Here is a 22470-nt window from a genome sequence, read left to right as displayed (position 1 = left end):
ATATCATAACTACCGTAGAAAAGCTAATTTTTTTAAACTAAAATTAATCTTAGAGAGGAGAAAATTGAATTTATTATTAATTGTCAATTATTTTTAGGATTCAACTTTTACACCACGCCAAAAAGCAACATAATTTTTTATATTTTCAGCTTTATCTTTAGGATTAGGATAATACCAAGCTGCATCTTTATTTTCTTCGCCGTTAACCACAATACTATAATAACTCGCAACACCTTTCCATGAACAAGTTGTGTGAGTATTACTTGGTTTAAAATAATCTTGATTAATGGCATTATGAGGAAAATAGTAATTTCCTTCTACCATTTCACAGTTATCACTTTCGGCGATAATAACGCCATTCCAAATTGCCTTTGCCATAAATTTTTGATCTTATTAAGAGACTTCCAGACTTATAATAACTTATTTAAAACCTGAGTTCGACATAAATTTATTGATTATGAGGAGTTAGAAGTACAAAATTATAATTATGTTAAATTTGTATAGCACAAAAAATTATATTTTGTCAAGTAAAATATCATAAAAATAATTGTTGGTAACAACTCTTAATAAAATACATAATAGATAAGGTAAAGATTTTGTTAAACTGAGATTTAACAGAAACTTAAGACACAAAGCAATATATAACTTTTTTGAGATATTATGGTAACAACAATTCAAAAACCAGAATACGAAGAAATACGTCCGGGTGTCAAAGCCCCTGCAAAAGAAACAATTTTGACTCCTAGATTCTATACCACTGATTTCGACGAGATGGCCAAAATGGACATTAGCGTTAATGAAGAGGAGTTACAAGCTATTTTAGCGGAATTTAAAGTAGATTATAACCGTCATCATTTTGTGCGTAATGCTGATTTTGAACAATCATGGGATCATATTGATGGTGAAACTCGTAAATTATTTGTAGAATTTTTGGAGCGCTCTTGTACTGCTGAATTTTCTGGATTTCTACTGTATAAGGAATTAGGCAGACGTTTAAAACATAAGAGTCCAGTTTTAGCCGAATGTTTTAATCTCATGTCTCGTGATGAAGCGCGTCATGCTGGTTTCCTCAATAAAGCCATGTCTGATTTTAACCTATCCTTAGATTTAGGATTTCTAACCAAAAGTCGTGACTATACTTTCTTTAAACCTAAATTTATCTTTTACGCTACTTATCTTTCTGAAAAAATTGGTTATTGGCGTTATATTACTATTTTCCGTCATTTAGAACAAAATCCTGAAAGTCGTATTTATCCTATCTTCAAGTTTTTTGAAAATTGGTGTCAAGACGAAAATCGTCATGGTGACTTTTTTGATGCGATTATGAAAGCTAAACCTGAATACTTAAATGATTGGAAAGCTAGACTATGGTGTCGTTTTTTCCTCTTATCAGTATTTGCTACTATGTATCTTAATGATTTACAACGTGCTGACTTTTATGCTTCTATTGGTTTAGATGCTAGAAGTTATGATAAACAAGTGATTGAAAAAACTAATCATACCGCAGGAAGAGTTTTTCCTATTGTTATCGATGTTAACAATCCTGCTTTTTATGACAGTTTAGAAATTTGTGTTAGCAACTGTGAAAAACTACGCGCTATTGATGCAAGTAATTCTATCGCACCTGTGAAATTTATTCGTAAATTACCCTTATTTTTATCTAACGCTAGTCAATTTATCCGTTTATACTTTATTAAACCTATTGAAGCAGAAAATTTACAAGGTACTGTACTTTAAGTAATTAATTATCGCAATTAATCTAATTTTTATTCTTTTTTTCTCCCTGATTTTTTTTAGGGAGGATTTTTTTTTCTCATAAATCAGTAGTTTACTTAAATTTTATCTAGGTTTTGTAAAATTCTTGTAAAGATTAAGTATTTTTAATGACTCTAATAATTATGATATAATTAAGGATGGGATAACATTTTTTAAGTATTTTTTACTTAATCATCATCAATATTTATAGTTATTCACCGTTTAATTATCGATAATCAGGAGTTAGTAACGTGATTTCTCTTTCACTACCTGTCAACGTTAGTAATTGGAAAACCGTCAGTTTTGCTTCTACTTTATATCTTTGTCCTATACTTGATTTATTATTAGAAAAAATACCAAAACAACTACATCCAGAAATAAGGTTAGGTTTACAAGAAGCCTTAGTAAATGCCGCTAAACACGGTAATAAACTTGATCCTAGTAAAAGGGTAGTAGTAAAATTTTGTTATTATCGAGGAGAATATTCTTGGTTAGTCTGTGATCAAGGTAACGGATTTGTAAGAGAATGTAATTGCTCTTTGGATGAAATGGATTTGCCTCCAGAAGAGGCTGAAAATGGCAGAGGTTTATGTATGTTACATCAAATTTTTGATCAAGTGTTATGGAATCATCAAGGTACACAAGTCAAACTTTCGAAACAATTTCATAAATTTTCTCAATCCTCTCAACTCATTTCTTAATGAGTTTTTTTGTGGCCATGAGTAGGACAAGGTAGCGGTTTTATACTATTATCTAGCCAACCTTGCGCTTGATTTATTCTCATTAATGCTTCTTCGGGTTGATCATTGAGTAAATATACTAAACTCGATGTTAATTGTTGCAATGCTTGAGATTTACGATTATTTTTTAGTTTATGCCAATCTGAAGAACTAATAGTCATTTTTTCTGCTAATAATTGGGCTAATTCTAAGTTACTCAATTGCGTCTCTACAGATTTTGATTTTATATTTAAACTCATGTTGTTATAATTTTCCTTAAATATCCTGTTTTTATTGTAGAATGTCTGACCACGAAACTAACTCCTCTGCACCTGAATTTAATATTACTGATGCCATCGCCAATTTAGAAGCATCTTTAGAGAAAATAAAACAACGTCATGAACAAATCATAAATGATCAAGCCCGAAAAAGTGCATTAGAAAACCGTCAAGAGGAAATTGAAGATTTACAAAAAAAGAATAACCATCAAGATTCTATCAAAAGTGAATTACATTATATTGAAAAAGAATTAACAGAAATTGAATTACGCCTTGAAAGTGAGTTATTTAAGTGGAGTAGTTTAAATGAACCTTTTTGGCAAATAGTGAGATTTGGAGGTGTTGGCTTTGTTATTGGTTGGATACTCAAAACAATTCATAACTAAATTTTCGCCATTTTTTTTCTTGTGACAGGAAACTCAGGTTAACTATGAATCCTTGGCTCAGGATAAAGATTACTTAATATTTCACTTTCTAAGTGTGCTAATTCTGGTAATCTTTGATCAACAATTTCTCTGTGAAAATATTGCGTTGCTAATAGCCAATAAATTCCGTAATGTCTCGCTTCTGAAGCCATTAAACCTCGATAAAATTTAGCTAAATCAACATCAGGACAATTATCCGCTAATAAACCTAGTCTTTCGTGAGATCTTGCTTCAATTAACGCCGATACTAATAAAGAGTCTAAAAGTCGATGGGGCTCGTGTCGTCTAATTGCATCTTTTAAGGTTGCACCATAGGGAGAAGGTTTTAATGGAGACAGAGGAATATTTTTTTTGGCTAACCATTGGTTTACTTGTTCAAAATGCTCTAATTCTTCCTTGGCGATCGCAGTAAGTTGATAAATTAAAGACTCATGGGAAGGATAACGAAATAGAAGATTAACAGCTACTCCTGCGGCTTTTCGTTCACAATGGGAATGATCTAGTAAGATTAGATCTAAATTATTTAAAGCCTGTTGTAACCAAGAATCATCAGTAGGCTGACAAAGTAGTTTAATTTTTGTAGAAGTTGACACAAATTTGATTTAGCATAAATAGTTATTTTACTCAACATAATAAAATAATTTAGGCTACACTTGTGATAAAGTCTGTAAATTAAAACTGAGCATAATATACAAGAATGAGTAACAAACGATTGGTAATTGGAGATGTTCATGGTCATTATGACGCTTTATCTGGTTTGTTTGAAAATATAGCACCAGATCAAAACGATGAAATTTATTTTCTCGGAGACTTAATTGATCGAGGTCCTCAAAGCTCTCAAGTGGTAGAATTTGTTATGAAGAATAACTATAACTGCATTTTGGGCAATCATGAAATTATGTTACTCGATGCTTTAGGTAAAGGGCAACTTAATCATCAAGCCTTTCAAGGATGGTTACAAAATGGTGGTAACGCAACAGTGATGAGTTATGGCCATAAAATGCCACCATTAGAACATATTGAGTGGATGAAAAATCTACCGTTATATTTTGACTTAGATAATTATTGGTTAGTTCATGCTGGGGTAGATCCGTCTCTTCCTTTACTACAACAATCCGCCGATGAATTTTGTTGGATTCGTAGAGAATTTCATGGTAGCGTTACGCCTTTTTTCCAAAACAAAACTATTATTATTGGTCATACTATCACTTTTACTTTTAACGGTCTTAAACCGGGGCAATTAGCGAAAGGAAATGGCTGGATTGGCATTGATACAGGAGTTTATCATCATGAACAAGGTTGGTTAACGGCTTTAGACTTAAATGATTCTATGGTATATCAAGTGAATAGCTTTGGCAAAAATTTTCGGAAAATGCCTTTAGATAAAGCGGTAAATTCTATTGATACTCGTAAATTATTTGGTCGTCAAAAAGTATTATTTTAAATTAATAATTGCTAATTAATGGTTAATCATTGATAATTGATCAATGTTGACCAGAGTTAAATTATTAAAAACATGGGTGTTGAACTCCGTAGTTACGTTTATTTAGATCGATTACAACCTCAACACGCTTCTTATATTGGTACGGTTGCATTGGGTTTTTTGCCCTTACCCGGTGATTCTTCTTTGTGGATTGAGATTTCTCCGGGCATAGAAATTAATAGAATAACGGATATAGCTTTGAAATCGGCGGCAGTACGACCAGGAGTGCAATTTGTAGAACGTCTTTATGGATTATTAGAAATTCATTCGAGTAATCAAGGAGAAACAAAAATTGCGGGAAAAGCTATTTTAGATGCTTTGGGAGTAAGTAAAAAAGATTGTCTTAAACCTGAAGTTGTTTCTAGTCAAATTATTCGTAATATAGATCCTTTCCAAGCACAAATTATTAATCGTAATCGAAGAGGACAAATGCTACTAGCGAAACAAACTCTTTATGTTTTAGAAGTAAAACCTGCGGCTTATGCGGCATTGGCGGCTAATGAGGCTGAAAAAGCGGCGTTGATAAATATTCTTTCTGTTCAAGCTGTGGGTAGTTTTGGTAGAGTTTATTTAGGTGGAGAGGAAAGGGATATAAAAGCTGGAGCGGATGCTGCTTTAACTGCGATGGCGAATATGGGAGGTAGAGTTAGTTTATCAGAGGTTAATGAGTAAAAAGGATGAATAATCAAGAATATTTGTTAAATTTAATTAAAAATGTCGAAAAATGGAATCAATGGCGCAAATTTAATGATGATGTCAAAATTGATCTTTCGGGAATGAATTTGAGTAATTATGATTTAGAAGGAATAAATTTAAGTAACTGTAATTTAACACAGGTGAACTTTATTGGCAGTAACTTGAGATTTGCTAATTTAAACCATGGGAATTTAACTAAGGCTAATTTAATCGGTGTCAACTTGAGATTAGCTTCTTTAAGAAAAGCAATATTGATTAATACTGAGTTACATCGAGGAAATTTGAGTGAAGCAGACTTAAAACAAGTAATGATTAGTGAATCAGATTTAAGTAACACTACTTTATATGAAACGGAATTAGGAGAAGCGAAAATATATAAAAGTAATTTTAAAAATGCAGGGTTAATTAATACTCATCTGATTAAAGCTGACATAATATTAAGTAATTTTGAGGGTGCAATATTTCAAAATAGTGATTTTCGTTGGGCAAATTTAATTAAAACAGAAATTTCCCTTTCTCCTTGTATTCCAAATTTTTAACGAGGTAATTTTAATTACTTAATTGTCCAAAAAGGAAAACTCTGACTAGGGTTAATAATAACGCCAGTTACACCATTTTTAGCAAAAGCATAATCTTTATTTTGCCATAAAGGAATATAAGGCACTTCTTCTGCCATAATTGTTTGGATGTCTGCAAAGGCTGTTTTACGAATATCCATAGCTGATTCTTTGCGTTGTTTGTCGATTAACTCATTAACTTTAGCATTATAAAAGAAAGAGCCTTGAGTTTGCGCACCTCCTTCTAAACATCCTTCTGTTTCACTACCTTTAACGCATTGTAAGAAGGGTTGTATATAATTATCAGCGTCGAGAAAGTCAGGATACCAGTCTCCTAAAAAACTCGGATAAATTCCTTTACCTAAGTTACTAAAAGCTGTGGCACTTTCTACCCCATTAGGAATAAATTGGATTATACCTTCTAATTGTTGATCTGCGATGGCTTTCAAAGTACTTGCTACACCGCTACGGGTTTTGGAAGAGGAGGGATACCAAATTTCAATAATCGCTGGATTTTCAGCACTAAAACCAGCTTTAACTAATAATTCTTTGGCTAAGGCAATATTACCGTCTTGATATTTGGTTTGAAAAATAGGTTGTGAAACCTCAAAAACGTTAGGAATTAGACTATATAACGGTTCTGCTTGTCCTTGTAATACTCTTTCTACAATTAATTTACGATCCATTAACGCTGCGATCGCCTGTCGTACTTCAGGTTTATCTAAAGGCTTTTGATTACGATTTAACACCATGTAACTCACCGCAGTACCTGCTCCTTGTACTCCTTGAAATTTACCTTCTGTGGCATCTTTGAGTAAAGTAGTAATTTGTTCAGTAGCAAAAGTTTGATAAGCGACAGAAATAGCACCAGTTAAAAAACTATTATAAAGATTAGCAGAATTACCAGCATAAATTTGTAAGTCAATGCCTTGATTAACAGGTTTTTGCCCCCAATAATCCGCAAATACATCTAATGTCACCGAATCACTATTAAAAGCAGTCAACTTGTAAGGACCTGTAGCGATTAATTCATTAGGCTTAAATTCTCCTTCCCCGATAGTATAACCTTGAGGAGAAACGGCACAAACTCCCGGAAAAGCAAGTAAAGCAGGAAAAGCCGCAAAAGGTTTATTGAGAGTGATAGTTAATTCATATTCTCCCGTTGCTTTAATTTCCTTTACCGCATCACTTAACAAAAAAGAAGGCTTACCACCATTTTTGATAAATCTATCTAAAGAAAACTTCATAGCTTCGGCGTTAAAAGTTGTGCCATCATGAAATTTAACCCCTTCTCTAACGGGTATTTTATAAGTTAAACCACCATCACTAACGGTAGGCATAGCAGTCGCTAATAAAGGGATTAATTCCGTTGTGCCTAGTTTATAAGTGTAAAGACTTTCACCGATATTATAAATCAAGTTTAAACCAGCTAATTCATAACTATCTGCTGGATCTAATGTTCTAGCTTTCAATGTAGTGCCGATGGTAATTCTACCATTATTCTCTGTGGAAGGGGGAATATTTTGTTGTCCATTATTAGCATTACAAGCCATAATTAAACCTAAACAGGCAAAAGAAAGGGCGATATATTTGAGTATTTTCGTTATTTTTCTCATGTTTTATTACAAGTAACATTATATTTTCAGCAAACTTGTTAAATTTTGACACAAATGAGCTAGTTAATAACGTCTGTTTTTTTTATACTTGATAATGATTAGAATAAAATAAGTAAAAAATACTCTTTTGATAATAATAAAAAATATTTAGATAACAAACTTATTGAGTCTGTTTCTGATCATTAATTTTGTCTCAGCACTATTTTTAACTACAATTTTAGTGAATAATTTAGTTTAATCTAATATTCCTGTTTTACTTTCTCTGAAAGTCTAATTTATAATTCAGGGGTAAAAATCTGTAAAAAATATTTACGAATCCAATTCAAAGGGTTTTTTATATCTTCTTGTTTAAATAAGCCCATTTGTTGTAATTGTTTTTGGCAAAGTTTAATAATATTTTGACGATGACTAAATTCTTGAATAATTTGTTCTGAGAGAAAAGGATATTGTTGAAGAAGATGATAAAATTCCTCTTCATTAATTAATAATAATCTTGTTTTTTTTGTAGCTTTCATTGTTGTGGGATAAGGAATTTTTAATAGTAATGGTAATTCTCCGAAATATTGCCCTTCGGTAAATATAAATAAGGAATTTTTCGTAGTATTTGTTTCTAAAATTGCATGGATTTCTCCTTCTAAAACTAAAGCAAATTTTTTGCTATATTCTCCTTGGTTAATGAAGATTTCTTCAGAAGCTAAATAACGTTGACTACTTATTTCTATTAAACTGATTAATTGTAAATCATTAAAACTCTCGAAAAGACTAAATTGTAATAATAATTCTCTGATAGATTTATCAGGTTTTAGTACCTCTTGAAATGTAGATTTAATTTTGTCATGATGCTTTGTGTTATGTAACCAAACATCTCTTTGAGGGAAGGGAATTTTAATATTATTTTCTCTTAAATTATATTCTATAACGTACAATAAAGAACTTTTTATAAAAGGAGTAAGGTTAATTTTTTCTACCCAAATCCACACAGCAAAATTTAAAGAATTATCACCAAAACCAAGAAATATTACTTTAGGAGAAGGGTTATGTAAAATTTCTTTTACTGTCAAAGCTGATTGTAATAAAACATCGGTAACGAGTAACAAATCACTACCATAAGCTACTCCTATTTCTACTTCTATTCTGCCTTGACAATTATCATAATTCCAGTTTATAACGGTACTGTTAGTTAATTCAGTATTAGGGACAATTAATTCTGAACCTTGTATAGTTTTAATAACAGTACAACGGATAGATATTTCTCGGATATAGCCGAGTTTTCCTTCAAATTCGATTAAATCTCCTATCTTTAATTTTCCTTCTCCTAATAAGGTAACGCCACTAATTAAGTTACGAGTTAAATCTTGAAAACCGAAACCAATTCCTACCCCTAAACCACCAATTATAACGACTAAAGAGGTTAAGTTAATACCCATGGCTTGAATAACTATAATATAACCAAAACCAGCAATACTAAGACCGATAAAAGTTGAAATAACTTCTCGATTGCTGTCGCTAATTTTTAAGGTTAAAAGAATGTTATTTTTTAAGATTTTTTTAGTAATTCTGGCAAAAATACTTACTATTATTAATAATCCTAAAATCTGTAAAATCCAGCCTAAAGAAATACTTTTCCCTCCTAGATAAAATAGGGAATTTGTAAATATATTACTTAACCATTGAGTCATCAGTTTTTATGTTATATTTATCGGGCAAAAGGTAATAGAAAATAAATTTATTTTATGGTAAAAAGGGATAATCGGTATATCCTTCTTCTGCGTTATGAATACCTTGACCATAAATTGTTTTACTGTTAGGCTGGTTTAGGGGTGCATCAATTTCTAAACGTTTTACTAAATCTGGATTTGCAATAAAGGGTTTACCAAAAGACACTAAATTGGCTTTTCCTGCCGCAATTACTTCATTAGTTTTAGCTTTATCATGACCACCATTGGTAATAATTGTACCTTAATTTGATTTACTCTTTCATAAATTATTGACGGAGAATTAACAATAATATTATGTGACATTTCAATATTTCTATTAAGCTAAAACCCATTTAATTTGTATCTTTTAATTTTAGCAAAAATAGATAAAATCGTTAATTAAATTGGAAGTTATTAATTTAATATTCCAACTCAAAATTAGCGACGATAATCGCCGTAAAAGCAAAGGCAAAAACCAAAGCCATAGGATTGTGAAGGAGATAAGTAAAAGCAATAGCGATAATAGTTACCGTAACAGCTATTAATGACCAAATTTTCTCATCTTCAGATAACCCTTTTTCTGCTTTGATTTGAATTAAAGTTTCTTTTGGTATCGGTAAAGGCATTACTGCATGAGGAGGAAATGCCCAATAGTGACGACTTTCGAGAAATAAGTCTGTCCAACCATTATCTTGACACCATTCTTTAATCCAATTATCTGAAAAATGTTTCATTAATCTTTGTGAGGTTTTATTTCTTCTTTTCTCAGACTATCAAATGTTTCTCTGACAAGATGATTTTGTTAATCAAATTTAACATTCAAGTAAACATAAGTAAAAATGCTTATTTAGGATTTGTGCAGAGAATCAAAACACTATAAAAATCCACTGTTTAAAAACACTATATCATCAAAAAAGTTTACAACTCTAGCAAATTTGAGTCAAAAATTCAACATTTTTAATTTATTATCAAAATAATATACATTCATAGTTTTTTATAATTATATTTATTATTAAAATTGTGAAAAGTAAACAAACAATTAATTTTAGATACCTACTTAGTGTATATTAAAGAATTAGTGCTATTTAAGAATCGAATAAAATGTCCATTCGTCAACAACCGAGAAGAACTGCTAGAATACTGTCGTTACTAACTTTAAGCCAATTTAGGGCGAAATCAGAACAACTTGAAGATATAGAAATAAATGATCTTATTTTAGGTGCAATTCGTACTTTAACGGTAGAAATTGAAAGTACTATTGAAACAGCATCCGATGAATTAAATCGTAGTAATGATAAACTTTTTAAAAGTGATACTCGTGCTACGGATTTAGGAAGTGCCAAAACCATGCTTAAAGATGCTATTACCCTGACTCAAAAAGCCATTAATCGTCTGGGTAGCGTTATTGAAATTCCCGAATTTGTCCAGTTATCTCGTCATCACGAAGTAAGAGAATATGCAGTAGAATTAATTGGTACAGTTGATCGTCGTCGCATTGAAATTGAAGCCATTTTAAATGAAGTCATGGTAGATTGGACTTTAAATCGTTTAACCCAAATAGATGCAAATATTCTTCGTCTTGCAGTGGCTGAGATGGCTTTTTTAAACGTAGATCATAAAGTAGCGATAAATGAAGCCATTGAGGTTGCAAAAAATTATTCTGATGATGACGGGTTTCGTTTTATCAATGGAGTCTTAAGAAAAGTAAGTGATAAACTTACAAAAATGCTTAGAAATTAAAATTGAGTAAAAGAATCATAAAATTATCGATGAAAACAGGAGGTAGCAGGTTTCAGGTTTAATACCCTTCGCCCTTTACTAAAAATTATCAATAACAATCACATTGGTTTGTCTTTCAGATAAGGCGGTATTGAGGGCATTTTCAGACACTTCGATGAGAACGCTAGGGGGTAAGGCTTGAGTGGGAATACCCGTAGCAATACCACTACTAAAGGTCAGATATTCACTAAAATCAGAGTAATGGTGAGGAATTTGTAATTTTTCTAACTTGCTATTAATAATTTGTGCTACAGTTCTCGCTCCATCTTGATCTGTATTAGGTAAAAGAATGACAAATTGTCCTTTAATAAAACTACCGACTAAATCTCCGGGCCTTTTTATGGTTGACTGAAGGACGTTACTGATTATACTAAGACAACTATCAATCAACTCTGATTCATGATTATTTTGATAAGCCGTAAAGTCATTAATTTGAGTCATTATTAAAGAAATATTTGTACCTGATAAATCACCAAAAGATGATCTTTGACGAGCTCCTCTTAACCATTCTTGCTGTAAAGTTTTTTCAAATACTTCTCGAGAAGGTAAAATACTAATTTGATTTTTTTTATCTCTATTTGCTAATTCTAATTTAGCTTTTTCTAAGGCGAATTTTAACTTTTGATAATGGGGAATTAATTTATGTAATTGATTAGTTTTTTCTTTTAAATCTTCTGTGATAGTTTTTAACTTTATTTGTAAATAAATACGATGCAATATTTCTGTTGTACTAAAAGGATAATTGATATAATCAGATCCTCCAGCATTAAACATCATTTCTGGGGAAAAACTATCTTGGTTTTTATTAATAAAAATAACGGGTATATCTTCTCCCATTTCTAATACTTTAATTTTTCTACAAACTAAATATGTATCTTTATCTTTAAAATTAGCATTTAATAGAATAAGATCAGGAAAATCATTAGAAATTAAATCCAGAAGTTGAGACTCTTGGTTAGTAATTGTTACTTTATAATTAGCTTCTTGAAGTAGTTGTAAAAAAAACTGACTTTGTTCTTCTATATCATCTAAGATAATAATTTTTTTTTTCATAGCTAAGTAAAATAATAAAATAAGTTAATTAGATTATAAATAGTAAAAAAAGGAAGTATATAATATATTTTGAAGATGAAACTAGACATAAAATAATTTTTATCTTGCTTCATTTTCAATATATTAAATCTTCCCTTTATGTGCTAATTTTTTTAATTATACCCTAGAAAATTGTTGACTATTCGTCAATATCCTCCTCATAATCATCCTCTTCATAATCATTGTCATCGCTGACATCATAATCATCATCATAAAGAATAGACTCTTCAGGAGACAAAACTCTGGCTACTTGATCATCAATAATGACATCTTCATTATCTCTGATAGACAAAGTGTTTATCTCATCTTGATCTAAAGGTTCACTATAAGAAATTATATTATTAACGATGGGTTCGGGATCATCCCAGTCAAGATGTTGATCATAGGCATTATAACCCGTACCTGCGGGGATTAAACGACCGATAATAACGTTTTCTTTCAAACCTCGTAACCAGTCTGTTTTACCTTCGATGGCGGCTTCTGTTAATACTCTGGTGGTTTCTTGGAAACTAGCCGCCGAAATAAAGCTATCAGTATTTAAACTAGATTTAGTAATACCCATGAGCATCGGAGTATATTGTATGGGTGCGCCACCAGTAATAGCAACAGTTTCGTTATCTTTGGCAATTTCTCGTAATTCTACTAATTCACCGGGTAAGCGAATAGTATCACCACCATCATCAACCCTCACTTTAGAGGTCATTTGACGTACAATTACTTCAATATGTTTATCAGAAATATCAATACCTTGAGACTGATAAACCCCTTGTACTTGATTAACTAAGAATAATTGAGCTTTTTGTAATGCTGCTAAAGCCGCATCATACATTCCCATATGTTCTTGATAATATCCATAGAATACTTCTAACATTTCATGGGGGCTAGGTAAACCATCGGTTAAAGGTTCGCCTACTTCTACTCGTTGATTATCATTAACGATGATATTCTGATTTTGGTTGAGAGGATACTCTGAAATAGTAGCATCATCTTCAATAATTTTGACATCGATAGCTTCATCTTCTCGATATTCTACTTGACAAATACCCGGTCTGCGAGATAATAAAGCTGGTTCTTTGGGTTTACGAGCTTCAAGTAATTCCTCAATTCTCGGTAAACCTTGAACAATATCCCCAGTTTTTGCCCGTTCAAATACCAGTAACACTAAGTTATCTCCTCGTTGTACTAAATCTCCTTGTTCAATATGGAGAATTGCACCGGGTGATACACGATAAGGACGAGCGTAACGTAAGGTTAACTTTCCTTTCTCTATGTTTGTAATTATACCCGATTCGGGGAAAGAGATTGTTTTATCGACATCTAAATAGTCACTTTGAGTAACATAATTTCCTACTTTTTTCTGTAGTTTTATATCAGCATCAAATTCGATGTCAACATTATCATCTTCTCTGACAACTAAAATACGGCGGATGGCTTCAACACCTTCTCGAATCCCTTGAATAGTGCCATTTTCTAAACAAAGAATTTCCGTTGTACCTACCACTTCACCCGGAGAGATTTCTTGTCCATCGGTAACTAAAACACGAGTGATAATATTCGGCTCGGATTCCATTTCCCGACGTAACATCACGGATTCTAAGACAACGATTTGCAGACGGAAACCATCTTCTTCGATTTCATGGGGTATTAATTCAATATCCGCACTTAAACCTTCAACGGTTTCTAAAACTAATTGAGTCGTAACAAGTTGTACACCTTCAACACTTTTAACTCTTTCACCATCTTTAAAGAAAGTACGCAATACAGGACGTAAATTAATAGCACCTCCAGCACTATTTAAAGACTCTTGGGAAGGAGACTGAGTGGTATTAAAGATTTCATACTGTCTCATGGGTCGTAGTAATAAACCAACCCCTTCGTTAGTATCAACAAATTCCGCTAAAAATTCATCTTCAGTGACACTACCGTCAGTAATAGTCGTACCCGGAGGAATAATCGTTCCATCTTCCACCGTAGCTAAGTAATCAGGATCTAAATCCATGTACAAATGTCCGGGTTTGATGACGATTTCTCGTAAAATATCATTTTTCTGGATTACTTCCACAATACCGCTTGATTGACAGAAAATATCTTTAACTACTTCTGTACCTGCTTCCACATATTGACCATCTTCCACTAATAATAAGGAGATGTCTTTATTAATTTCGTGGCTTTCTTCAGGAATCCAAATTAAAGTACCTTCTTTGATAACTTCATAACCTTGTTTACGGTTGCCTCGTCCTGTTTCAAGTCCTGCATAACGCATGATACCACCAGTATTTGTTCGGAAAGTATCATCAATTAATTCCGCTACAATCTGGTTATTTTGAACTTTCGTACCCGGCACAACTTTTAAAGCAAAGCGATCGCCTTTAGGAGTATGAATAACATATTGTTGTTGACTACCGTTATGTTCAAGGAAAATATCAGCTTGATCTAAAGAAACAGAAGCGGTAATAATTTCAATTTCTCGATTACCTTCAGAGAAACGACAAACACCACCACTTTTAGTTTTTAACTTAGTTTCAGCCAAAACTGAACCAACTTCAATTTTATCGCCATTTTTAACCACTGGTTCAGCCCCCGGTGGTAAGTTATAAACTTGTCCTGAGAGAACCCAAATTAAACCGTTACGAGTTGCCTTAGTTGTGGTATTACTTTGTTTATCGGTTTGACTTTCAGGAGAAACATCAGCAAATTGAACCTCACCAGATAAATCTGAAGAAACATCTTTGGTAACTCTTTCAGTAGATCTGGTTTTTTGAGGCATTACTTCTGCCAATAAATCATCAATTCCGACGGTATCTCCTTCTCTGACAGCTAATAAACTATCTTTAGGAACATTGATTTTTGTATCACCAATAAGAATATTACCTGCAATTTCTACTAATAACTTTTGATCTCCATGACGGGTACGAGTATCACGGACTTTGAGTTTTTTATCAAATTTAACAGTACCAGCTCGTTGAGTGGTAATCCGTTGAGCAACTTCCCCTGTAAATACCCCCCCAGTGTGGAAAGTACGCATGGTTAACTGAGTACCCGGTTCACCGATGGATTGAGCCGCAATAATACCGATAGCTTCACCCATATTCACCCAGTCACCATGAGCCAAAGACCAACCGTAACATTTTTGACAGACAGAACGGGCAGTCTCACAGGTAAGAGGAGATCTTACTTTTACTTGCTCCACCGCTTCACCGATGGCTTTTGCTAACGGTTCATCAATACCTTGATTACGAACACCGATTACTTCCCCCGTAGCAGGATTGATCACATCTTCTGCTAATACACGACCTAAAAGGCGATCGCCCAAAGGAATTAAAGTCCGTTCTCCATCTTTCATGGGTAAAACCGTTACCCCTCTTGTGGTGCCGCAGTCAGTTTCACGAATAATGACATCTTGAGAAACATCCACTAAACGACGGGTTAAATAACCAGAATCGGCAGTACGCAACGCAGTATCAACTAAACCTTTTCTTGCACCGTAGGAGGAAATAATATATTCTGTAACTGTTAAGCCTTCACGAAAATTAGTTTTAATGGGTAAGTCAATGATTTCCCCTTGAGGATCAGCCATCAAACCACGCATACCGACTAACTGACGAACTTGGCTAATGTTCCCCCTTGCCCCAGAAAATGCCATCATATAGACAGAATTAAGAGGATCAGATTGACGGAAATTACGGACAACTTCATCTTTAAGAGATTCTGAAGTATCATTCCATGTATCAATTACTTTTTGGAAACGCTCAACTTCAGTAATTTCACCATTAGCATAACGATTAATAGTATCTTTGATAGTGCTTTCCGCCACTGCCAACATGGCTTTTTTAGCGTCTGGTACTTTTAAATCTTCGATACTGATAGAAACTGCTGCTTGAGTCGCATAACGGAAACCCATGGTTTTTAGTTTGTCACAAACCGATGAACAACGAGCAGAGCCATATTCAGTAAAGGTTTTAGAAATAAGTTTTTTAAGAGCACCTTTATCGATAACGGTGTTATAGAAAGTTTGGTTTTTTTTCTCTGTAGGCATATTCTGTAGATGATAATTAATAATTGATAATAAGTAAAAGTAATGAGGAATGAGGAATGAGGAATGAGTAATTCAGTTTTTGAAGTTATCAGATCAGATGCTTTATAAAATTAACAATCGTTTACTGATAACTAAATTAATTCCTAATTCCTAATTAATTTAATATTCGTCGTCGTCATCTTGACCTAAACTCGCTAAGTTTTCGTAAGTAGGACGTTTAGGGGTACGATTACCTGAATCCATAAGGTTAATTTCTACTTCCTCGTTATCCTCTAATACTTTATGGACAGACACATCCAAACCGAGAGATTGTAATTCTCTTAGAAGTACTTTGAAGGACTCAGGAGTACCGGGGCGAGGGATCGCTCTACCCTTGACAATGGCATTTAATGCCTCATTACGCCCTTGCATATCATCAGATTTAACCGTTAATAACTCCTGTAAAGTATAAGCAGCACCGTAAGCCTCTAATGCCCATACCTCCATTTCTCCAAATCTTTGTCCTCCTTGTTGAGCTTTACCACCGAGAGGTTGTTGTGTAACTAAAGAGTAAGGGCCTGTAGAACGAGCGTGAATTTTATCATCAACTAAGTGAACTAATTTGAGCATATAGGCTTTACCCACTGTTACGGGGCGATCAAATGCTTCCCCCGTGCGACCATCATAAAGTTGGATTTTACCCGGTTCATTTTCATTAAATACCCAATCTTTACCCGGTTTTTGAGAGGCTTCTTTTAACAAACCATTAACGGTATTACGAGAGGCTTCTTCTCCGTACATTTCGTCAAAGGGAGTCATTTTAAAGCGGTAGCCTAAATGTTCACCAGCCCAACCTAAAAGGCATTCAAACACTTGTCCCACGTTCATCCGAGAAGGTACACCCAGAGGATTTAACACAATGTCAACGGGGCTTCCATCAGGGCAATAAGGCATATCTTGACGGGCTAAAATACGGGAAATAATCCCTTTATTACCGTGTCGCCCTGCCATTTTATCCCCGACTTGAATTTTGCGTTTTTGGGCGATATAAACCCTTACTACCATATTTGCACCTGGTGGTAATTCATCCCCTTGTTCTCTGGTAAACACTCGCACATAAACAACCCGTCCTTTTTCTCCGTTAGGAAGACGTAAGGAATTATCACGAACATCTCTGGCTTTTTCGCCGAAAATGGCGCGTAATAATTTTTCTTCAGGGGGTTGATCTGATTCACCTTTAGGGGTAACTTTACCTACTAAAATATCTCCAGATTCTACCCAAGCACCAACCCTGATAATACCCTGTTCATCAAGGTTTAAGAGAGAATCTTCTCCCACGTTAGGAATTTCACGGGTGATTTCTTCAGGTCCTAATTTAGTTTGACGAGCTTCAATTTCGTGCTTTTCAATGTGAATAGTTGTATAAATATCTTCTTGTACTAACCGTTCACTGATAAGAATCGCATCCTCGTAGTTATAACCTTCCCAAGGCATATAAGCAACGGTGATATTATGTCCTAGGGCTAACTCTCCTCCTTCAGTAGCTGAACCATCGGCTAATACTTGTCCGGGTACAACTTCTTCCCCTTCGTCCACTAAAGGTTTTTGATTTAAACAAGTATCTTGGTTTGAGCGTTCGTATTTTTGGAGATTATAAACAATTTCATGATTATCTTTCGTTTTGAGCTTAATTTTTTTAGCATCAACGTAAGTAATTGTACCATAGTCACGGGAAACAATCACCATTCCTGAATCTCGTGCGGCTTGACCTTCTAACCCAGTACCCACTAACGGACGTTCAGCGCGTAATAAAGGTACTGCTTGACGTTGCATATTAGATCCCATTAAGGCGCGGTTAGCGTCATCATGCTCTAAGAAAGGAATCATCGAGGTAGCTACAGAAACGATTTGTACGGGAGAAACCGCTACATAATCCACTTGAGTTGGTGAAGTAGTAGAAAATTCTTGACGGTAACGAATGGGTACACTTTCCCCTAAAATTACGCCATTTTCATCGGTGGATAAATCTCCGGGAGCGACTCTTTTATCATCTTCTTCGTCGGCGGTGAGGTATTCAGGAGCTAAATCCCAACGTACTTTACCATTTTCGACTTTGTAGTAAGGAGTGGCAATAAATCCGTATTCGTTAACACGAGCATAAGTAGCTAATGAACCGATTAAACCAGCATTTGGTCCTTCAGGAGTTTCTACAGGACAAATACGTCCATAATGACTAGGGTGAATATCACGAACGGCAAAACCTGCTCTATCTCGACTTAAACCTCCAGGTCCTAAAGCTGAAATACGACGTTTATGAGTCAATTCCGCTAAGGGGTTCGTTTGATCCATAAACTGGGATAATTGGGAAGAACCAAAAAACTCTTTTATGGCTGCTATTAAAGGTTTTGGGTTCACCAGAGCCGCAGGAGTTAAGGTATTTGGATCTCCTACCGTCATTCTTTCTCGGATGATCCGTTCTAAACGAGATAAGCCTACTCTGACTTGGTTTTGGAGTAATTCACCTACACTTCTTACTCGACGATTTCCAAGGTGATCAATATCGTCAACGTTACCAATATCAAATTCGAGATTAATTAAATAATCCACTACTGATAATATGTCTTCTACGGTTAAAACCCTGAGATTATAAGGGACTGTCAACCGTAGTTTTTTATTCATTTTATAACGCCCCACTTTGCCTAAATCATAACGTTTAGGGTCAAAGAAACGGGTTTCTAATAATGCTTGTCCACCGCTCACGGTAGGAGGTTCTCCCGGACGTAATTTGCGATATAGTTCCATTAACGCCTCGTCAGTGGTGGGATTGCCTTCTTTTTCGAGAGTTTTTTGATAAAAATCGGGGTGACGAAGACGATCTAATATTTCGCGATCGCTTAATCCCATAGCTTTTAAAAGTACTTGGGCAGAAATTTTGCGAGTTTTATCAATTCTTACCCACACAACGCCATGTTTATCGGTTTCAAATTTTAACCATGCTCCACGATTAGGGATCACCGAAGCAGAGTAAGTTCTTTTACCGTTTTTGTCTAATTCTGATTTAAAGTAAACTCCGGGCGATCGCACAATTTGATTGACAATGACTCGTTCTGCACCATTAATCAAGAATGTACCTCTATCGGTCATTAAAGGTAAATCACCGATAAATACTTCTTGCTCTTTACGTTCTCCTGTTTCTTTGTTTAATAATAATGTAGGGACATAAACTTGTACGGAGTAACTAGCATCTCGTTTTTTAGCTTCTTCAATATAGTATTTTGGCTCTTTTAGTCGATATTTTTCACCGATGAAGTGCAATTCTAATTTACCAGCATAGTCGGTTATCGGCGTAAAACTGTTGAGTTCTTCAATAATACCATACTCTAAAAACCATTTATAGCTAGAGCGTTGAATTTCGATTAAATCAGGTAACAGTTCTTGGGTTCTCATAAGTCAGTTGTCAATTATCGGTTATTTGATTATCCTATATCTTAGGAATGTTTACAAGATGTTAGATTTCGGACGGGGTTAGGGGTTAAAAAGAATTTATTTTTTGTCTTTGAGTTTTAATAAGACGTAACCCTTTAAGTTTTATGCTGATTTTGATACTTTAATATTCAATTGGTTTTTTTGCCCGTTTCCTTTATAGATTAAACAATCTACAAGCGTTGTCGTAAGTTTGCTTTGCAATGGTAGCTAATGATTCTCCTCTAATTTGTGCTAGTTTTTCAGCTACATGAATAACATAAGCAGGTTCATTTCTTTTCCCTCGATAAGGAGATGGTGCAAGAAAAGGACAATCTGTTTCAATTAATAAGCGATCGCCCGGTACAATAGCGGCACTACTGTGAACGGTTTTAGCATTTTTAAAGGTAACAACACCACTAAAACTAATATACATTCCCAGATCTAAAAACCATTGAGTTTCTTCTGGATTTCCAGCCCAACAGTGCATTACTCCTGTTACTTTTCCTTTTTCACGGATAAATTTACACAAAATATCCTGTAGAGAAGTAGCCGCATCCCTACAGTGAATAATAACTGGTTTATTCAATTGTTGAGCGATGATCAATTGTTGCCAAAAAACCTCTTTTTGTAGCTCTTGTTGATCATCTTTGTAAAAATCTAATCCCATTTCACCAATGGCGACAACTTTAGGATGAGATTTTGCTGATTGTAAGATTTGTTGGTAGGTTTTTTCCCCTTGCCATTTCTGGGCATCTAATGGGTGTAAACCTACGGAACAATACAATTGAGGAAATCGCAAACACAACTGTTTAATACTTTCAAATTCGTCGGGATGAACACAAGAGTGAACTAATTTAATAACTCCTGCGGACTGCCAACGATTACAGACTGAATCCAAATCTTCTTTGAATAAGTCAAAGTTTACATGAACGTGGGTATCTATTAGTTGCATTGCTGCCTATATTTTATAGTATTATTTTTAAGCAGTTTAGTACTTTTAAAGTTATTTTTGACTATGACAAATAACTCTTAATTTTCCTTGATCAAATCAAGATAACTTAGGATGCTTGAGGTACAGCATTTTTTAATGCTTTTGCTAATCTAGCTTTTTTTCTCGCTGCATTATTTTTATGATAAACGCCACGTTTCACTGCTTTGTCAATTTTGCTATAAGCTATAGACATAGAAGTTTGTACTGTTTGTAATTGTTCTTCACTAGGAGAGGAAGCATAAACCTCTACTGCTTGAAAATATTTTTTCATGAGAGTTTTAACGGCAGATTTGTAAGCCTTGTTACGCATACGATTACGCTCGTTAATATCGATTCTTTTTGTTGCGGATTTTGAGTTAGCCACTATCTTCTATTTATATAAGTTACTTAATTAAATATATCCTAAAAAATTCCTCAAAAAAGGAAATCTTTAGTTTTTATTATAGAATATTCAGATTATCTATTCTAACTTTGATATGCTCTATTGACAAGAGGTTATTTTATTAGAGATTTCTTTGTTGAAAATACATATAATTGGATCGGTCAAATTAATGATAATTTTAAGAAAAGCAATAGGCAACAGCTAATTGAAAGAATGTTCCCCAAAATATCAAAAAAAATGATTTATGCGGTTACTGTTAATTGAAGATGATCCCGATTTATCAAACTCAATAAAAGCGGAATTTAAACTTATAGGTTATGCTGTAGATGTCGCTTTTGATGGAGAGGAAGGAGAATTTTTAGGCACGACGGAAAGTTACGATGTTGTTATCCTTGACCTAGGTTTAACAAAAATGTCAGGTTTGGAAGTGTTAAAACTTTGGCGGCAGGCTGGTAATAATGTACCCGTGATTGTGTTGACTGCCCGAGATGCTTGGCATGAAAAAGTCGATGGATTTAAAGCAGGTGCTGATGATTATCTGGGCAAACCCTTTCATTTTGAGGAACTGTTGGCTCGTCTTCAAGCAGTTCTTAAGCGTGTCCAAGTTCGCCTCCAAGAAAAACTTAGTCTATTTGGGATTGAACTCGATGAGGAGCAACAAAGTGTTTTAATTCATGGTCAAAAATCAGTCATACTAACTGCTTTAGAATTTCGCTTGTTACGTTATTTAATGACTCATCCTAATAGGGTGTTAAGCAAATACCAGTTAATGGAACATATATATGAGTATGATGGTGATCCAGAAAGTAATGTTATAGAAGTTTATATTAACAGATTGCGGCATATTGTGGGAAAAGACTTAATTATCAACCGCCGTGGGCAAGGCTATTTATTTGGTAAAAATCGATGATGTCGTTACAACAAAGATTAAATCGTGGTTTGATCTTGATTCTCTGTATCATATTGTTTCTTCAATGGTTGGTAACAGATAAGATGATTAGTGCGGTTATAGAAAAACAAATAGCCATTCATCTAAATCATGACAGCGATTCTATTCTCACAACCCTTAAACTTAATAGTAATAATCAATTGTCTGTGGATAGCTTTCACATCGAGGAAGTTTACAATCAAGCATTTTCAGGACAATATTATGTATTAGTCATTGACAAAAAATTATATTACTCAAAGTCTCTACAAAATGTACCTTTGAAGATTAAACATCTAGGTGTTGGAGAAACAATGCTTTACCATTTAGATGATGGTCCAAAACATCAATCACTACTTGTGTTAGGACGTACTTTAAATCTATTGGGACACGAAGTTAGTATCACCGTTGCGGAAGATTTAACCGCCGTCCATGAGGATATTTTACATATTCGTTTTATGGCGTTGCTGAATTAAAGTATGATTTTTAGATAAGGTGATGCCGAAGGCACGCTACGCGCACGTATCTTTATTACTCTCTTAAATTATCACAGAGGCGTGCTGTGTACCAGAGCCGACGAGCGATCGCTCGTAAC

21 protein-coding genes are annotated in these 22470 nt (G+C 34.1%); 9 read left to right on the top strand and 12 right to left on the bottom strand.

From position 1 onward, the window contains the following. Nucleotides 1–93: 93 nt before the first annotated feature. Nucleotides 94–378, bottom strand: a complete 285-nt coding sequence (locus ACEW8E_RS08165) for a DUF427 domain-containing protein (protein WP_373479849.1) — start codon at nucleotides 376–378, stop codon at nucleotides 94–96. A 282-nt stretch (nucleotides 379–660) separates the two neighbouring features. Here ACEW8E_RS08165 and acsF point away from each other — a divergent pair, with 282 nt between their 5' ends. Beyond that, a complete protein-coding gene (gene acsF, locus ACEW8E_RS08160; RefSeq protein WP_373479848.1) occupies nucleotides 661–1737 on the top strand; it encodes a magnesium-protoporphyrin IX monomethyl ester (oxidative) cyclase in 1077 nt (358 codons plus the stop codon). Nucleotides 1738–2006: 269 nt separating this feature from the next. Further along, nucleotides 2007–2456, top strand: coding sequence for an ATP-binding protein (locus ACEW8E_RS08155; RefSeq protein WP_373479847.1), 450 nt, complete (start codon nucleotides 2007–2009; stop codon nucleotides 2454–2456). Here ACEW8E_RS08155 and ACEW8E_RS08150 read toward each other — a convergent pair. Then, on the bottom strand, nucleotides 2453–2734 hold the full coding sequence (locus ACEW8E_RS08150; protein WP_373479846.1) for a DUF6439 family protein: 282 nt from the start codon (nucleotides 2732–2734) through the stop codon (nucleotides 2453–2455). The two genes, ACEW8E_RS08155 and ACEW8E_RS08150, sit on opposite strands and share 4 nt — an antisense overlap. 41 nt (nucleotides 2735–2775) lie before the next feature. Between ACEW8E_RS08150 and ACEW8E_RS08145 the strand changes: the two genes are divergently transcribed. Next, on the top strand, nucleotides 2776–3138 hold the full coding sequence (locus ACEW8E_RS08145) for a hypothetical protein (RefSeq protein WP_373479845.1): 363 nt from the start codon (nucleotides 2776–2778) through the stop codon (nucleotides 3136–3138). Nucleotides 3139–3176: 38 nt separating this feature from the next. Here the strand turns inward: ACEW8E_RS08145 and ACEW8E_RS08140 are convergent, their stop codons facing one another. Further along, a complete protein-coding gene (locus tag ACEW8E_RS08140) occupies nucleotides 3177–3770 on the bottom strand; it encodes a tRNA-(ms[2]io[6]A)-hydroxylase (RefSeq protein ID WP_373479844.1) in 594 nt (197 codons plus the stop codon). A gap of 104 nt (nucleotides 3771–3874) precedes the next feature. Here ACEW8E_RS08140 and ACEW8E_RS08135 point away from each other — a divergent pair, with 104 nt between their 5' ends. The 3 genes from ACEW8E_RS08135 to ACEW8E_RS08125 all read left to right on the top strand — a co-directional run bounded on the left by ACEW8E_RS08135 (nucleotide 3875) and on the right by ACEW8E_RS08125 (nucleotide 5895). Then, the gene (locus ACEW8E_RS08135; protein WP_373479843.1) at nucleotides 3875–4621 is read left to right on the top strand and encodes a metallophosphoesterase family protein; all 747 of its coding nucleotides are present in this window, start codon (nucleotides 3875–3877) and stop codon (nucleotides 4619–4621) included. Between the two features lie 72 nt (nucleotides 4622–4693). After that, nucleotides 4694–5332 carry a hypothetical protein gene (locus ACEW8E_RS08130; RefSeq protein WP_373479842.1) on the top strand — a complete coding sequence of 213 codons (639 nt, stop codon included), beginning with the start codon at nucleotides 4694–4696 and terminating at the stop codon, nucleotides 5330–5332. 5 nt (nucleotides 5333–5337) lie between these two features. After that, the gene (locus ACEW8E_RS08125; RefSeq protein WP_373479841.1) at nucleotides 5338–5895 is read left to right on the top strand and encodes a pentapeptide repeat-containing protein; all 558 of its coding nucleotides are present in this window, start codon (nucleotides 5338–5340) and stop codon (nucleotides 5893–5895) included. 14 nt (nucleotides 5896–5909) lie between these two features. On the opposite strand, the gene ACEW8E_RS08120 is transcribed toward ACEW8E_RS08125, so the two are convergent. From ACEW8E_RS08120 to ACEW8E_RS08105, 4 genes are all read right to left on the bottom strand, one after another. Next, nucleotides 5910–7529 carry an ABC transporter substrate-binding protein gene (locus ACEW8E_RS08120; RefSeq protein WP_373479840.1) on the bottom strand — a complete coding sequence of 540 codons (1620 nt, stop codon included), beginning with the start codon at nucleotides 7527–7529 and terminating at the stop codon, nucleotides 5910–5912. Nucleotides 7530–7804: 275 nt separating this feature from the next. Then, complete coding sequence (locus tag ACEW8E_RS08115) at nucleotides 7805–9208, bottom strand: mechanosensitive ion channel domain-containing protein (protein ID WP_373479839.1); 1404 nt, start codon at nucleotides 9206–9208, stop codon at nucleotides 7805–7807. Nucleotides 9209–9260: 52 nt separating this feature from the next. Further along, the gene (locus ACEW8E_RS08110; protein ID WP_373479857.1) at nucleotides 9261–9479 is read right to left on the bottom strand and encodes a hypothetical protein; all 219 of its coding nucleotides are present in this window, start codon (nucleotides 9477–9479) and stop codon (nucleotides 9261–9263) included. 166 nt (nucleotides 9480–9645) lie between these two features. Beyond that, on the bottom strand, nucleotides 9646–9960 hold the full coding sequence (locus tag ACEW8E_RS08105; protein WP_373479838.1) for a hypothetical protein: 315 nt from the start codon (nucleotides 9958–9960) through the stop codon (nucleotides 9646–9648). Nucleotides 9961–10327: 367 nt separating this feature from the next. On the opposite strand from ACEW8E_RS08105, the gene nusB reads away from it, so the two are divergent. Further along, a complete protein-coding gene (gene nusB, locus ACEW8E_RS08100) occupies nucleotides 10328–10966 on the top strand; it encodes a transcription antitermination factor NusB (RefSeq protein ID WP_373479837.1) in 639 nt (212 codons plus the stop codon). Nucleotides 10967–11044: 78 nt separating this feature from the next. Here the strand turns inward: nusB and ACEW8E_RS08095 are convergent, their stop codons facing one another. The 5 genes from ACEW8E_RS08095 to rpsT all read right to left on the bottom strand — a co-directional run bounded on the left by ACEW8E_RS08095 (nucleotide 11045) and on the right by rpsT (nucleotide 20932). Continuing rightward, a complete protein-coding gene (locus ACEW8E_RS08095) occupies nucleotides 11045–12058 on the bottom strand; it encodes a diguanylate cyclase domain-containing protein (protein WP_373479836.1) in 1014 nt (337 codons plus the stop codon). A 178-nt stretch (nucleotides 12059–12236) separates the two neighbouring features. Beyond that, complete coding sequence (locus tag ACEW8E_RS08090) at nucleotides 12237–16133, bottom strand: DNA-directed RNA polymerase subunit beta' (protein WP_373479835.1); 3897 nt, start codon at nucleotides 16131–16133, stop codon at nucleotides 12237–12239. A 159-nt stretch (nucleotides 16134–16292) separates the two neighbouring features. After that, nucleotides 16293–19559 (bottom strand): DNA-directed RNA polymerase subunit beta, encoded by a 3267-nt coding sequence (gene rpoB / locus ACEW8E_RS08085; protein ID WP_373479834.1) that lies wholly within the window; start codon nucleotides 19557–19559, stop codon nucleotides 16293–16295. A 193-nt stretch (nucleotides 19560–19752) separates the two neighbouring features. Further along, nucleotides 19753–20529: a TatD family hydrolase gene (locus ACEW8E_RS08080; RefSeq protein ID WP_373479833.1), complete on the bottom strand. Its 777-nt coding sequence runs from the start codon at nucleotides 20527–20529 to the stop codon at nucleotides 19753–19755. Between the two features lie 106 nt (nucleotides 20530–20635). Then, complete coding sequence (rpsT, locus tag ACEW8E_RS08075; protein WP_373479832.1) at nucleotides 20636–20932, bottom strand: 30S ribosomal protein S20; 297 nt, start codon at nucleotides 20930–20932, stop codon at nucleotides 20636–20638. Between the two features lie 262 nt (nucleotides 20933–21194). Here rpsT and ACEW8E_RS08070 point away from each other — a divergent pair, with 262 nt between their 5' ends. Next, entirely contained in the window at nucleotides 21195–21860 is a 666-nt protein-coding gene (locus tag ACEW8E_RS08070) for a response regulator transcription factor (RefSeq protein ID WP_373479831.1), read from the top strand. Then, nucleotides 21857–22351, top strand: coding sequence for a hypothetical protein (locus tag ACEW8E_RS08065; protein WP_373479830.1), 495 nt, complete (start codon nucleotides 21857–21859; stop codon nucleotides 22349–22351). The genes ACEW8E_RS08070 and ACEW8E_RS08065 overlap by 4 nt, the downstream gene beginning before the upstream one ends. Nucleotides 22352–22470 lie beyond the last annotated feature (119 nt).

This window comes from Geminocystis sp. (assembly GCF_041753295.1).
Taxonomy (GTDB): Bacteria; Cyanobacteriota; Cyanobacteriia; order Cyanobacteriales; family Cyanobacteriaceae; genus Geminocystis.
This window is presented reverse-complemented; position numbering and strand designations above follow the sequence as displayed.